The organism is Rugamonas sp., from assembly GCF_025354735.1.
Lineage (GTDB): Bacteria > Pseudomonadota > Gammaproteobacteria > Burkholderiales > Burkholderiaceae_D > Rugamonas.
Genome location: NZ_JANXMI010000291.1, coordinates 1 through 13,535, shown reverse-complemented (window position 1 = coordinate 13,535; position 13,535 = coordinate 1). Strand labels below are relative to the sequence as shown.

Annotated in this window: 11 protein-coding genes; 5 read left to right on the top strand and 6 right to left on the bottom strand. The window is 66.7% G+C overall.

Going from position 1 to position 13,535, the window contains the following annotated elements:
* Positions 1 to 416 precede the first annotated feature (416 nt).
* Both Q0S71_RS23740 and Q0S71_RS23735 read left to right on the top strand, forming a co-directional pair.
* The gene (locus tag Q0S71_RS23740; RefSeq protein WP_296001255.1) at positions 417 to 2,555 is read left to right on the top strand and encodes a glycoside hydrolase family 13 protein; all 2,139 of its coding nucleotides are present in this window, start codon (positions 417 to 419) and stop codon (positions 2,553 to 2,555) included.
* Positions 2,471 to 3,160 (top strand): alpha/beta hydrolase-fold protein, encoded by a 690-nt coding sequence (locus Q0S71_RS23735; RefSeq protein WP_296001253.1) that lies wholly within the window; start codon positions 2,471 to 2,473, stop codon positions 3,158 to 3,160. Before Q0S71_RS23740 ends, Q0S71_RS23735 begins: the two co-directional genes overlap by 85 nt.
* Positions 3,161 to 3,170: 10 nt before the next feature.
* On the opposite strand, the gene Q0S71_RS23730 is transcribed toward Q0S71_RS23735, so the two are convergent.
* The 6 genes from Q0S71_RS23730 to Q0S71_RS23705 all read right to left on the bottom strand — a co-directional run bounded on the left by Q0S71_RS23730 (position 3,171) and on the right by Q0S71_RS23705 (position 9,861).
* A complete protein-coding gene (locus Q0S71_RS23730) occupies positions 3,171 to 5,291 on the bottom strand; it encodes an EAL domain-containing protein (RefSeq protein WP_296001251.1) in 2,121 nt (706 codons plus the stop codon).
* A 40-nt stretch (positions 5,292 to 5,331) separates the two neighbouring features.
* Positions 5,332 to 6,969, bottom strand: a complete 1,638-nt coding sequence (locus tag Q0S71_RS23725; RefSeq protein WP_296001250.1) for a methyl-accepting chemotaxis protein — start codon at positions 6,967 to 6,969, stop codon at positions 5,332 to 5,334.
* Between the two features lie 206 nt (positions 6,970 to 7,175).
* The gene (locus tag Q0S71_RS23720) at positions 7,176 to 7,703 is read right to left on the bottom strand and encodes a GNAT family N-acetyltransferase (RefSeq protein ID WP_296001248.1); all 528 of its coding nucleotides are present in this window, start codon (positions 7,701 to 7,703) and stop codon (positions 7,176 to 7,178) included.
* Positions 7,700 to 8,221, bottom strand: a complete 522-nt coding sequence (locus Q0S71_RS23715) for a GNAT family N-acetyltransferase (protein ID WP_296001246.1) — start codon at positions 8,219 to 8,221, stop codon at positions 7,700 to 7,702. The genes Q0S71_RS23720 and Q0S71_RS23715 overlap by 4 nt, the downstream gene beginning before the upstream one ends.
* 91 nt (positions 8,222 to 8,312) lie before the next feature.
* Positions 8,313 to 9,587, bottom strand: coding sequence for an amidohydrolase family protein (locus tag Q0S71_RS23710; protein ID WP_296001291.1), 1,275 nt, complete (start codon positions 9,585 to 9,587; stop codon positions 8,313 to 8,315).
* Between the two features lie 25 nt (positions 9,588 to 9,612).
* Complete coding sequence (locus Q0S71_RS23705) at positions 9,613 to 9,861, bottom strand: DUF2164 domain-containing protein (protein ID WP_296001243.1); 249 nt, start codon at positions 9,859 to 9,861, stop codon at positions 9,613 to 9,615.
* Positions 9,862 to 10,148: 287 nt separating this feature from the next.
* Here Q0S71_RS23705 and Q0S71_RS23700 point away from each other — a divergent pair, with 287 nt between their 5' ends.
* The 3 genes from Q0S71_RS23700 to Q0S71_RS23690 all read left to right on the top strand — a co-directional run.
* Positions 10,149 to 11,117 (top strand): phasin family protein, encoded by a 969-nt coding sequence (locus Q0S71_RS23700; protein WP_296001241.1) that lies wholly within the window; start codon positions 10,149 to 10,151, stop codon positions 11,115 to 11,117.
* A 255-nt stretch (positions 11,118 to 11,372) separates the two neighbouring features.
* Positions 11,373 to 13,124 (top strand): ATP-binding cassette domain-containing protein, encoded by a 1,752-nt coding sequence (locus tag Q0S71_RS23695; RefSeq protein WP_296001240.1) that lies wholly within the window; start codon positions 11,373 to 11,375, stop codon positions 13,122 to 13,124.
* Positions 13,114 to 13,535, top strand: a 422-nt coding sequence (locus Q0S71_RS23690) for an ABC transporter transmembrane domain-containing protein (RefSeq protein ID WP_296001238.1), incomplete at its 3' end; no start/stop codon positions are given. The genes Q0S71_RS23695 and Q0S71_RS23690, both read left to right, overlap by 11 nt.

Below are 13,535 nucleotides of genomic sequence, written 5' to 3'. Positions count from 1 at the left end.
CATACCCCTTAAAGCCACGAAAAGCGCCACCACGTTGTATTTCAGATACATTCCCTGTCGCTGGAAGCTGTAGTACAACTACAATAAGCACCAATCCGAGAGTTACAGTTCGCAACAAAACTTTGACACATTGGAGGATTTTTTGGAAAAAACCTGTTCGCACGGCCCGTTTGCTCCCCGATTACCACCGCCGGCGACAATAAACAGCGCGGATAAAGTTCGGCTGGAACCAAATTTGTACTAAAACTAGTGTTACGTGACAGAACTTTAGCGGTAAAAGCAGGAGAAAACGACAGTTTTCTTGCACCTGTAGCATTCCTTACCATAGATTTACCCAGCACCGATATGGTTTCGCGATTATCGATACCAAAAACAATATGTAGCCTGACTACGGCATAGCTACAAAGGAGATAACAATGAAAAAAATCTGGGCCAGCCTGCTGGCGCTGCCCGCCTTGTTGCTGACGGCAACGCCGGCGCGGGCGCAGGAGCACCGCATCGATCATCTGGAACCGGCGAGCTGGTGGACCGGCATGCGGTCGCAGACCTTGCAGCTGATGGTGCACGGGCAACACATGGGTGAACTGGAGCCGGCGCTTAATTATCCGGGCGTGCGCATCACGTCGGTGGCGCGGGTGAGCAACCCGAATTACCTGTTCGTCGACCTGGAGATAGGCGCGACGGCGGCGCCGGGCCGGCTCGACCTGCAATTCCGGCACGGCGCCGAGGTGCTGCACCATCCCTATGTGCTGCAAGCGCGGGTGTCCGGCTCGGCGCAGCGCGTCGGCTTCAACAGCAGCGATGCGATTTATGAGGTGATGCCGGACCGCTTTGCCAACGGCGATGCGGGCAACGACAGCGTGGCCGGCCTGAGCGACAAGCTAGACCGCGCCGACGGCTCCGGCCGCCACGGCGGCGATCTCCAGGGCATGATAGACCATCTCGATTACGTGGCCGACATGGGTTACACCGTGATCTGGCCGACGCCGATGCTGACGTCGGACATGCCGAAGGTGTCCTATCACGGCTACGCGACCACCGACCACTACCGCATCGATCCGCGCTACGGCAGCAACGAGGACTACCGCCGCTTCGTGGCGCAGGCGCGGGTGCGCGGGCTGGGCGTGATCCAGGACGTGGTGCTCAATCACATCGGCAGCGGCCACTGGTGGATGCGCGACCTGCCGAGCAGGGACTGGATCAACTATCACGGCAAGTTCGTGCCGACCACGCATCACCGCGCGGCCGTGCAAGATCCGTACGGCTCGGCCGAGGATAAGGAGAATTTCACCGCCGGCTGGTTCGTCGAAAACATGCCCGACCTGAACCAGCGCAATCCCTACCTGGCCAATTACCTGATACAAAATAATATCTGGTGGATCGAATATGCCGGCCTGGCCGGCTTGCGCGTCGATACCTACAGCTATTCGGACGGACCTTTCCTGGCCGAGTGGACGCGCCGCATCATGGCCGAATATCCGCGGCTCAACCTGGTCGGCGAAGAGTGGAGCACCAGCATTCCGGTGGTGTCGCGCTGGCTGGAGGGCAAGCGCAACTTCGACGGTTTCGTGTCGCACATGCCGGCCATGATGGACTTCCCGCTCAACGACACGCTGCGCCGGGCGCTGGCCGCCAGGGACGGCGATGAAAACAGTCTGAACAATTTATACGAAACGCTGTCGCAGGATTATCTGTATCCGCACGCGGACAATATGGTGCTGTTCGAGGGCAATCACGACATGGCGCGCATCTTCAGCGTGCTCAACGAGGATATCGGCTTGTTCAAGATGGCGATGGCTTATGTGCTGACGGCGCCGCGCATACCGCAGCTGTATTACGGCACCGAAATCCTGATGACGAGCTCGGTCAAGGAGCGCGACGACGCGTCATACCGGCGCGATTTTCCGGGCGGCTGGCAGGGCGACGCCGTCAACGCCTTCACCGGCGCGGGACTCAGCGCGCAGCAGCGGGAAGCGCAGGCGATGCTGAAGAAGCTGCTCAACTGGCGCAAGGCGCAGCCGGTGATCCATCACGGCAAGACCATGCATTACGGGCCGGAGCAAAACACCTATGTTTATTTCCGCTACGACGGCACGCACAAGGTGATGGTGGCGCTGAACAAGAACGCCACCGAGACGGTGTTGCCGACGGCCCGCTTCCACGAGATGCTCGACGGCGTCGCCAGCGGCGTCGATGTGCTCAGCGGCGCGAGCTATGCGCTGGACGGTCAGCTGAGATTGCCGGCGCGCTCGGCGCTGATACTGGAACTGAAACCGGCTGCGGCTACGACTACGACTACGACTGCGGCTACGACTACGACTACGACTGCGGCTGCGGCTACGGCTACGGCCGGCCGCGTCGTCATCGTCGACAAGTTCGCATCGCCGCAGTTGCACAACAGCCGGGCGCTGCGCATCTATCTGCCGCCCGGCTACGCCACCCATGCGCGGCAACGCTATCCGGTGCTGTTATGCACGACGGGCAAAACCTGTTCGATGCCGCCACCGCCACCTACGGCGTCGAGTGGGGCATGGCGCAGACCATGGACCGCCTGATCGCCGACGGCGCGATCGAGCCGGCCATCGTGGTCGGCATCGACAACACCGCCGACCGCATCGCCGAATACACGCCGTGCTGCGACCCGAAACACGGCGGCGGCAAGCTCGACGCCTACGAGCGCTTCATACTCGACACCGTCAAGCCCTATGTCGACCGCACGCTGCGCACCGAAGCCGGACGCGAACACACGGCGATCATGGGATCGTCGCTGGGCGGCATCGCCTCGGTCGATATCGCCCAGCGCCATCCCGACGTGTTCTCGATGGCGGCCAGCCTGTCGGGTTCGTTCTGGTGGAACGGGCGCAGCATGGTAAGCCGGGTGACGCCCGTCACGCCCGTCACGCCAATTCCGCCAATTCCGCCGGCGGCGCCGCGCGTGCCGGTGCGCATCTACCTCGACGCCGGCACCGACAACGACGGTCTCGACGACACCATCGCGATGCGCGACGCCCTGCTGTCCGCGGGCTACCGGCCCGGCGCCGACCTGTATTTCCATACGATGGAAGGCGGCGCCCACAACGAAAAGTCATGGGCGGCGCGCGTGCATCTGCCGCTGCTGTGGTTCTTCGGCGCGCGGGGGCCGCAGCCGGAGCCGCGCTAAGCGGCCGGCCTCAGTCCGGCGTGACCAGCTCGATCTGGCGCAGGCGGCCGGCCAGCAGGGCGTCGATTTCGTGCGCGGCGACGGCGCGGCTGAGGCAAAAGCCGAAGGCCTCGTCGCAATCCATGGCCGTCAGCTGGGCCAGCTGCTCGTCGGTCTCGATGCCGCCGGCGATGACCTTCATGTTCAGCGTGTGCGCCATGGCGATGATGGCCCGCACCATGGCGCCGTCGTCGGTCGCGCGGTCGTTGGCGCGGCGCTGGCCGCCGCGCCGCAAATCATCGATGAAGCATTTGTCGATCTTGACCACGTCCACCGGGAAACGCCGCAGGTAGTTGAGCGAGGCGTAGCCGGTGCCGAAATCGCTGATCGAAATCCCCATGCCGAGCTGCTTGAACTGGCGCAGCACGGCTTCGCAGTTCTGGTTCTTGTCGATCAGGATGCTCTCGGTGATTTCCAGTTCGACGTAGTGGCCCGGCACGCCGGCCTGCTGCAAGATGGCGGCGAAACTCTGGACGATGTCCTTTTGATAGAACTGGCGCGCCGACAGGTTGACCGACACCGTCAGCGACCGCCCCAGGTCGATCCAGCGCCGCGCCTGCGCCACCGCCGTCGCCAGCACCCAGGCGCCGACCGGCACGATCAGCGCGCTGTCTTCCAGGATGGGGATGAAGTCGAGCGGCATCACCAGCCCCAGTTCCGGGTGCTGCCACCGTATCAGCGCCTTGACGCCGGTGATGACCTGGCGCTTCAGGTCGAGCTTGGGCAGATAGGTCAGGATGAATTCCTCGTGTTTGAGCGCGTGGCGCAGCGCCGTCTCCAGGATCATACGGGTGTAGGCCTTGGCCTGCATGCCGGGCGCGAAGCGCTGGCAAAGGCCGGGACCGCGCTGCTTGGCGGCGTACATGGCCAGGTCGGCCTTCTCGATGAGGGCGTCGCTGTCCTCGTCGTCGTGCGGGTAGAGGGCGATGCCGACGCTGGCCGCCACCGCCAGCGTGCTGTCGCCGACGACGAAGGGGGCGACGATGGCGGCGGCGATTTTCTCGGCCACGCGTTCGGCGTCCTGCGGCGCCGACAGCTCGGTCAGCAGCACGATGAATTCGTCGCCGCCCTGCCGCGCCACGGTGTCGACTTCGCGCACGCAGCGCAGCAGGCGTTGCGAAAACTGGGTCAGCACCTGGTCGCCGGCGTCGTGGCCGAGGCTGTCGTTGATGGCCTTGAAGCCGTCGATGTCGACGAACAGCACCGCCAGCAGCGAGCCATGGCGGCGCGCATAGGCGATGCCGTGGTCGAGCTGGATGCGCAATTGCAGCCGGTTCGGCAGCCCCGTCAGGCCGTCGTGGTGGGCGATGAATTCGAGCCGGGCTTCGGCGCTGCGGCGCTCGGAAACGTCGCGCACCAGCAGCAGCGCGCTGTCGGCGCCGTGCTCGCCGCCGGTTCCGGTTCCGATCCCGGTTCCGGCCGCGCCGGCCGCCCTCGGCAGCGCAAAACAGCCGTATTGCACTTCCGTGTGCGCGCCCACCTGTCCCAGCGCGGCGTCGCGCATCGGGCCGGCGGCCGCGCCCGGCGCCAGGCAAGCTTCGATGTGCCGCGCCAGGTCGATGCCGACGCCGTCGTGTTGCAGGTTCAGCAGCGCCGCCAGCGGCTGGCCGAGCGCGTGCTGGCGGCACACGCCGGTCAGCGTTTCGGCGCGCGGATTCAGATAGCTCACGCGGCCGGCCGGGTCGAGCGCGATCACGGCGTCCGGCAGCACTTGCAGCAGCGCCCGCGCGGCATCCAGCGCCCGGCCCTGCCGCGCGGCTTCGGCGCGCAGGCGGCGCGCCTCGCGCTGGACGCGCACGCAAAACGCCGCGATCAGCGCCAGGGCCACCGCCAGCGCCATGGTCATGGTCATGGCGCTGGCGGGCAGCACGATGGCGCCGCCGGCCAGCGCCTTGACCGGCGGCGCACGCGGCGCGCAGCGGATAGTCGGGCAGTCCGGAGTGTGGTGTGGATGGGCGACATGCTGTCCCTTTTCGTCCTGAAGGGAGCCGTTGGCGGCGCCAACCGCGTCCCGTTGCGGAGAGAAGCAGGAATCATAGTGGGTGCGCCCACCGGCGGCGCCGCGTTCGTGCCGAAGCTTGAGCGAGATCAAGCTTGCGTCAGAACGCGGCGCACGCTTGCTGCGCCATTGCTTACATCGGCGCCAGCACTTGCAGCGCGCGGCCCAGGCCCGGCTGCCGTGGCGCGGCGTGGGCGCGGGTTTCGTGCAGCTTGAAGATGCTGACCGCTTCGGCCAGCACGGCGGCCTGCTGCTGCAAGGAGTCGGCGGCGGCGGCGGCCTGCTCGACCAGCGCCGCGTTCTGCTGCGTCACGCTGTCCATGTGGCTGACGGCGACGCTGATCTGCTCGATGCCGTCGCGCTGCTCGTTGCTGGCCAGCGAGATTTCGCCGATGATGTCGGTGACCCGCTGCACGCTGGCCACCACTTCCTCCATCGTCACGCCGGCCAAGCCGGCCAGCCGGCTGCCGGCCGCGACCCGGTCCACCGAATCGCCGATCAGCGCCTTGATTTCCCTGGCCGCCGAGGCCGAGCGCTGGGCCAGGTTGCGCACTTCCGACGCCACCACGGCGAAGCCGCGGCCCTGCTCGCCGGCCCGCGCCGCTTCCACGGCGGCGTTCAGCGCCAGGATATTGGTCTGGAAGGCGATGCCGTCGATGACGCCGATGATGTCGACGATCTTCTTCGACGATTCGTTGATCGAGCCCATGGTCTGCACCATCTGGCCGACCGCCGCGCCGCCCTTGAGCGCAACGCTGGAGGCGGTCCCGGCCAGCCGGCACGCCTCGCTGGCGTTCTCGCTGTTCTGCTTGACGGTGGTGGTCAGCTCTATCATCGAGGCGGCGGTCTGTTGCAGCGAGCTGGCCTGGTCTTCGGTGCGGCGCGACAAGTCCATATTGCCGGAAGCGATTTCGACCGAGGCGGTGGCGATGGTGTCCGTGCCGTGGCGCACCTCGTCGACGATGTGGCACAGATTGTCCTGCATCAGCTTGAGCGCCCGCAGCAGGTCGCCGATCTCATCGCGGCTGCCGGCGACGATGGCGCTGCGCAAATCGCCCGACGCGACGGCCTGCGCCACGCCGACGGCCGCGTCGAGCGGACCGGTGATGCTGCGCGTGAGCCACACCATGATGACGCTGCCGATCACCAGCGTGCCCAGCACCGTGGCCAGCATGGTGACGGTGGCGCGCCGGTGCGCGGCCGCGCTCTCCTCGTCCATCTCGGCCATGGTGCGGTGCGACTGCTCGGCGATGAAGGCGACAATGTCGTCGATCTTCTTGGTCGGCGCCCGGTCTATGCCCTTGACCAGGCGGTCGACGATGTGGTCGCTCTCGGGATTGGCGGCGTCGTATTGCTTGAGCGCCGCCAGGAAGCTGGCCACCAGTTCCTTCTGGGTCGCGATGGCCTCGTCGACCAGCGGCGTGCTGATCTTGAGCCGGGCCAGGATGGCGCCCAGCTTTTGCAGCTGGGCGCGGGTGCTCTCGCCGCTCTGGACGAAGGCCTTGCTGTATTTGTCAAAGGCGGCCGGGTCATTGCCGCGCAACAGGATATCCTTCCACTCCTGCACCTGTATCTTGAATTCGACCTGGGCGCCGCGCGCCGTGTCGATGGCTTCGGACAGCGTGACCGAACGCTGCATGGCCTCGTTGCTGTGGACGTTGGCCGCGCCCAGCGCCTGCCAGGCGCCGCCGGCAACCACCAGCAGGGCGACAAAAAAGAAGCCGCCCAGCAAGCTCAATCGCATCCCGATTTTCAGGTCGGCAAGTCTCATGGCATTCCCCCTTCATTCAGTATTCAATCTATGGACAAAGCTCGGCGGCGACGTGGGCGCCGAGACAAATTATCTTTTTTATATGAACACTACAGGGTAGTGACGATGCGCAATGTGGGGCATCGATCCAGCCATGATGCGCCACGGCATGCGGAAACGCCAGAAGCAATCGCGCGAAAACTCACCAATTCCCACCATTGCAACATTCAGCCGGCGCGGGCCGGGAAATCGATGCGGTAAAAGTCGGTGGGCCGGCCGCCGGCGCCGGCGCCGGTATCGGTCAGCCGCAGTCCCAGCGTGGTCAGCATGCGGCCGGAGACGACGTTGTCGGGATCGGTGATCGCGAGCAGGCAGGCGAAGCCCAGCGTGTCGCGCGCGTAGGCCAGCACGGCGGCGGCGGCCTCGGCGGCGTAACCGCGGCCCCAGTGCGCCGGCAGGAAGCCGTAGCCGATGTCGGGCGCGGGCAGGTGGTCGCGCTTGATGAGCCCGCACAAGCCGATGGCGCGGCCGTCTTCCTTCAATTCCACCAGATAGATGGAATGGCCGAGCTGCCGCTGCATCAGCATCGGTCCCTGGGCGATGGCGTCGCGCGCGGCCTGCTCCGTGTGGATGCCCTTGTCGGGGATGAAGCGCAGCCAGCTCGGATCGTTGATCAGCGCCAGATAAAAGGCGGCGTCGTCCTGGTCCAGGGTGCGCAGCCGCAGGCGCGGCGTGGCGAGGATGGGCAAGCTCATTCGGGCCAGTTGTTGGGGTCGTCGAGCAGCTGGTACATGACGTAGACGTCGACGAAGCCCAGTTGCTGGTGGCGGTAGGCGCGCGGCAGCGTGCCGATGATGGAAAAGCCGAGCTTGCTCCACAGCAGCACGGCGGCCACGTTGCTGCTCACCACATAATTGAATTGCATGGCCAGGTAGCCGAGCTCGCGCGCCGCCGCCAGGCAGTGGCGTCCCAGCATCTTGCCTATGCCTATGCCCTGCGCGGCCGGACTGACCATGAAGGAGGCGTTGGCGACGTGGGCGCCGCGGTCGCGCTGGTTGGCGATCAGCTTATACATGCCGAGCAGGCGCTCGTTATTGTTGAGCACGGCGACCTGGGTGACGATGCCGGGGCCGAACCAATAGGCGCGGCAATCGTCGCGGCTGGTGTCGGCGGCGAAATAATAAGTGTCGCCGCTGGCTATCAGTTCCTGGAAGATCAGCCACATCGGCTCGAAATCGGCTTCCACGGCGGGACGGATTTGTATGTCTTTCAAGGCGGCTCCAGCTCGTTTTCGCGAGGTTTGATTGTCGGGGATTTCGCGGTGCAAGTCCAGCGCCGCGCTGGCGGTCCGGCCGCGACGCGGCTTAGCGCCCGAGCCGGAAGTCCACCCGCTCGGGCCGGCCCGGCAAGGCCAGCCGCGCCGCCGCGCGCGGCGCCTCGCTGACGACGGCGCCGCGCCGCATCACCAGGCGGCGCGCCGCGCGCAAGCGGATCGCCTCGACCGGGCTGGCGGCGTCGAGCAGCACCAGGTCGGCGTGGCAGCCCACCTCCAGGCCGTAGCCCTGCAGGCCGAGGATGCGGGCCGGGTGTTCGGTGACGGCGGCGTAGCAGGCGCGCATCGCGTCCTGGCCCGTCATCTGCGCCACGTGCAAGCCCATGTGCGCCACTTCCAGCATGTCGCCCGAACCGAGGCTGTACCACGGGTCCATCACGCAGTCGTGGCCGAAGGCGACGGTGACGCCGGCCGCCATCAGCTCCGGCACCCGCGTCATGCCGCGCCGCTTGGGATAGCTGTCGTGGCGGCCTTGCAGCGTGATGTTGATCAGCGGATTGGCGATGGCCGCCACGCCGGCCTCGCGGATCAGCGGCAGCAGCTTGCTGACATAATAATTGTCCATCGAATGCATGGACGTCAGGTGCGAGCCGGCCACCCGGCCGTGCAGGCCGAGCCGGTTGCTTTCGTAGGCCAGCGTTTCGATGTGGCGCGACAGCGGATCGTCCGACTCGTCGCAGTGCATGTCGACGCGCAAGTCCTTGCCGGCGGCGAATTCGCACAGCAGCCGCACCGACTCGGCGCCGTCGGCCATGGTGCGCTCGAAATGCGGGATGCCGCCGACGACGTCGACGCCCAGCGCGATGGCGCGCTTGAGGTTGTTGAACGCGGTCGGGCTGCGCAACAGCCCGTCCTGCGGAAACGCCACCAGTTGCAGGTCGAGGTAGGGCGCGACCTGGCGCTTGACGTCGAGCAGCGCCTCGACGGCCAGCAGGCGGTCGTCGCAAATGTCGACGTGGCTGCGGATCGCCAGCAGGCCGCGGGCGACGGCCCAGTCGCAATACTGCAAGGCGCGCTCGACCAGCGCCTGCTGGCTCAGCTGCGGCTTCAGCTCGCCCCACAGCGCGATGCCTTCGAGCAGCGTGCCGGAGGCGTTGACGCGCGGCAAGCCGTAGCTCAGCGTGGCGTCCATGTGGAAATGGGCGTCGACGAAGGGCGGCGACACCAGGTCGCCGCCGGCGTCGATCTCGCGCGCGCCGCGCAGCGGCAGCGCCGGGCCGACGGCGGCGATGCGGCCGGCCGCGATGGCCAGGTCGATGCCGCCGCGGCCGTCGGGCAGCGTGGCGTTGCGCAGCACCACATCCATTACTGCATCCATGGCCAACTCCCGGTTATTTTTTCCAGTAGGCGAATTCGGTTTCGTAGCAGACCGTTTCGACTTCGGCGATCTTGTCCTGCATCGCGCCCTGCGCGTCGACGATGGCTTGATTGTAGACAGAGGGACCGATTTCGCGCAAACAAAAATCGAGCAGCAACCTGGCCTTCAACTCGCCGACCTCCTCGTCCATGTTTTCGCCGCAATAACGCTGGATCGACGCCAGCAGGCGTTGCTCGACTTCTTTACTCAATTTGATGGCCATGATGACAGGATTCGTATGTTGCAGTGCATTAATAATGAAAAAAAAGACGGCGCGGCGGTGGGCCACGGCGTCGCCCGGCCCGCCACAAGCTTGCGCCACATCAAGCCGCGCGCAAATCGGCACGACGCCGAATTGCAGAATGTTAAGACGGCGCGATAATGGCTGGAAAAATAACTTTCCAAGCTTGACAATCGCCGCTAGAATGACTTATTGCAGCGCAATATAATGACACAGCCCCGTGCGCGGTCGCCGCCTGTGCCAGCATTTTAATCGTACCAGGAGAAACCATGTTTTCAATCACAGAACAGTTTTCCGCAGTCACGAAATCGCAGTTGGAAGCGCAGTTCGGCATCTTCAACAATCTGGCCAGCAAGGCCGTCGAAAGCGCGCAAAAAGTGCTCGCGCTGAACATCAGCACCACCAAGGCTTCGGTGGAAAAATCGTCGGCGGCGGCGCGCCAGCTGCTCGAAGCGAAAGACCCGCAGGAATTCTTCAGCGTCAGCAGCCAGACGCCCAATTTCGAGCACGTGTTCGCCTACAGCCGCCAGTTGCTCAGCATCGCCAGCAGCGCGCAGGCCGAGCTGCTGGCCAGCGCCAGGGATCGCATCGGGGACGGTGTGCCGGTGGTCAAGGCGCTCGCCGGCGGCGTCGCGCAGGTGCGGGATGCGCAGCAGGGCGTGACGCAAGCAGTGGTGCATGAAGTCAAGCAAGAAGTGGCGCAACCAGCGGCGAAGTCGCAGGCGACACCGCCGGTTACGCCGCCGGTGGTCGCTGCCGGTGCGGCCTCGGCCAACGAAGCGATTGCGGCGCCGGCGGCAGCGCCGAAAGCGGCGGCCAAGGCCATCGCCAAAGCCAAGCCGGCCACCGCGCCGACGCCGGTGGCCGTCGCGGTCACGCAGCTGATCGAGAAGCCGGCGGCGGAACATCCGGCCGCCGCGCCGGTCGCGACGCCGCAGGTCGCCGTCGCCGTCCCGCCGGCCGTAGCGGCCAAGCCAGCAGCGGCGGCAAAGCCAGCCCCGGTGGTGAGCAAATCGGCCGCGCCGGTGCCCTCGGTTGCGGTGAACAAGCCGGCCGCCACGGCGAAACCGGCAGCGGCGCCGGCGCCAAAATCGCCGGCCGCCAAGCCTGGGGCCGTCAGCTTCCCGACCGCCAAATCGGTCGCGCTCAAATCGGTCGCCGCGCCGATCAGGAACGCCGCCAAACCCCAGCAGGGCAAGCAGCTCGATATGCTGGGCGGCGGCAAATCCAAGAAATAAATCTGCGCCGTCATGCGGACGGCGGCGGCCAGCGGGGTCAGACCACGGTTTCGAGAGATTCATTCGAAACCGTGGTCTGACCCCGTCCTCGCTGAAACTCGCATCACCGCGCTCCCACATTCCGCCTGCCCGCCTTCCCCGCTCTCCCACCCCGACTCCCCTCCCGTTCGCGCAAAAGCGGCGCTTGCTGTATCCTAGCGGGCCACAACCGTGCGCGGCATTGCGCCTGTGCGCGCCACCACCGCAAGGAGTGTCATGAGTTTATCGCGGCTAATCGGCGGCTTCGTGCGCCAGCATCGCGGCGCTTACGCGGCGGCGGGCGCGATGCTGGCCGGCGTCGCCGTGCTCGGCGTCTGGGTCCCGCGCCAGGTCGGCGCCATGATCGACGGCCTGGCCGCCCACCGCCTGTCCGGCCACCAGCTGCTGCTGCACATCGGCGGCCTGCTGCTGATCGGCGCGGCCATCTATTTCCTGCGCGTCGGCTGGCGCCAGACCCTGTTCGCCGCCGCCTATCAACTGGGCGTGTCGCTGCGCACCCGCTTTTACGCGCGCCTGTCGCTGCAAGGCCCGGCCTTCTACCAGCAGCAGCGCACCGGCGACCTGATGGCGCTGGGCACCAACGATATCGACGCCATTGAAATGGCGGCCGGCGAGGCCATGCTGGCCGGCTTCGATGGCTCGCTGACGCTGGTGATGGTGCTGGGCGTGATGCTGCTCGGCGTCGACTGGCGCCTGGCCGCCGTGGCGCTGCTGCCCTTCCCCTTGATGGCGCTGGCGTTCTGGCGCATTTCCCGCCACATCCACACGGCGTCGACCGATTCGCTGCAACGCTTCAGCGCCCTCAACGACCATGTCCAGGAAACGCTGTCGGGCGTGCGCACGCTGCGCGCGCTGGGACTGGAGCGGCGCAGCGGCGTGCAGTTCGCCGCGCTGGCCGGCCACGCGGCCGACGCCAGCCTGAGCGCGCAGCGCTGGGAGGCGGCTTACGAGCCGGCCGTCGGCCTGACGCTGACGGCCGCCAGCGCGCTGACCTTCGGCCTGGGCGGCTATCTGGTCTGGCAACACCAGCTGACCATAGGCGCGCTGACCAGCTTCACCATGTATCTGGGACAGCTGATCTGGCCGATGTTCGCGGCCGGCTGGGTGCTGTCGCTGATCGAGCGCGGCCGCGCCGCCTGGGCCCGTTTGCAACCGCTGCTGGAGGCGCCGCTGGCGATCGACGACCACGGCACGCTGGCCGCGCTGGCGCCGGGCGCGCTGACGGTGAGCCAGCTCGGCTACGCCTATCCCGGCCAGGGCGTGCCGGCGCTGGCCGACGTGACATTGACGGTGCAGCCGGGCCAGACCCTGGGCCTGGTCGGCCCCACCGGCAGCGGCAAGTCGACGCTGCTGCGCGTGCTGCTGCGCCAGCTGACCGCGCAAACGGGCGCCGTGCGCTGGTCCGGCCACGCGCTCGACGCCTACGCCCTGCGCACGCTGCGCGCCGCCATCAGCTGGGTGCCGCAAGAGTCCTTTTTGTTCTCGGCCACCATCGCCGACAACATCGCCCTGGCGCGGCCCGACGCCACCCGCGCCGAAGTGGACCGGGCCGCCCACCTGGCCGCCATCCACGACGACATACTGCAATTCCAGAACGGCTACGACACCCTGGTCGGCGAGCGCGGCATCACGCTCTCGGGCGGCCAGCGCCAGCGCGTCGCCATCGCCCGCGCGCTGCTGGCCGATAACGATTTGCTGCTGCTCGACGACGCCCTCTCTGCCGTCGACACCGGCACCGAAACGCGCATCCTGCAACACCTCGAAGAACTGCGCGCGCAGCGCGGCGGGCGCAGCGCCATCATCGCCAGCCACCGCCTGAGCGCCGTCGTCAACGCCGACCTGATCGTGGTGCTGCGCGCCGGCCGCATCAGCGAAACCGGCAGCCACGCCCAGCTGCTCGAACAAGACGGCTGGTACGCCAGCCAATGGCGCTATCAACAACTGGAAGCGACCCTCGATGCTCTCTAAGCCCGACGAAACCTCGGCCCGGCGCCAGACCCGGCAAGCCGTTTCCCTGCTGCGGCGGGCCGCGCTGCCGGACCGGCACCACCTGGTCTGGGCCGTGCTGTGGCTGGTGCTCGCGGCCGCGCTCGAAGTGCTCGGTCCCATCATGGGCAAGGCGCTGATCGACGAACACCTGCTGCCGCGCGTGCTCGACTGGCCGCGCATGATCGCCCTGTTGACGGGGATGCTGCTGACCGGCTGGGTCGCCAGCGGCTTGCGCTACCTGCAACTGGTGCGCCTGGCCGGGCTGGCGATGCGCTCCGTGCAGCGCCTGCGCGAGGACGTCTACGGCCACGTGCTGCGCCTGCCGATGGCCTTCTTCGACCGCGCCATCACCGGCCAGCTGGTGTCGCGCGTGACCAACGACACCGAGGC

Coding starts and splice junctions, on each gene's coding strand:
- Q0S71_RS23735 (WP_296001253.1), top strand. CDS start 2,471: ATGCACGACGGGCAAAACCTGTTCGATGCCGCCACCGCCACCTACGGC.
- Q0S71_RS23710 (WP_296001291.1), bottom strand. CDS start 9,587: ATGGATGTGGTGCTGCGCAACGCCACGCTGCCCGACGGCCGCGGCGGC.
- Q0S71_RS23700 (WP_296001241.1), top strand. CDS start 10,149: ATGTTTTCAATCACAGAACAGTTTTCCGCAGTCACGAAATCGCAGTTG.
- Q0S71_RS23705 (WP_296001243.1), bottom strand. CDS start 9,861: ATGGCCATCAAATTGAGTAAAGAAGTCGAGCAACGCCTGCTGGCGTCG.
- Q0S71_RS23740 (WP_296001255.1), top strand. CDS start 417: ATGAAAAAAATCTGGGCCAGCCTGCTGGCGCTGCCCGCCTTGTTGCTG.
- Q0S71_RS23720 (WP_296001248.1), bottom strand. CDS start 7,703: ATGAGCTTGCCCATCCTCGCCACGCCGCGCCTGCGGCTGCGCACCCTG.
- Q0S71_RS23725 (WP_296001250.1), bottom strand. CDS start 6,969: ATGAGACTTGCCGACCTGAAAATCGGGATGCGATTGAGCTTGCTGGGC.
- Q0S71_RS23695 (WP_296001240.1), top strand. CDS start 11,373: ATGAGTTTATCGCGGCTAATCGGCGGCTTCGTGCGCCAGCATCGCGGC.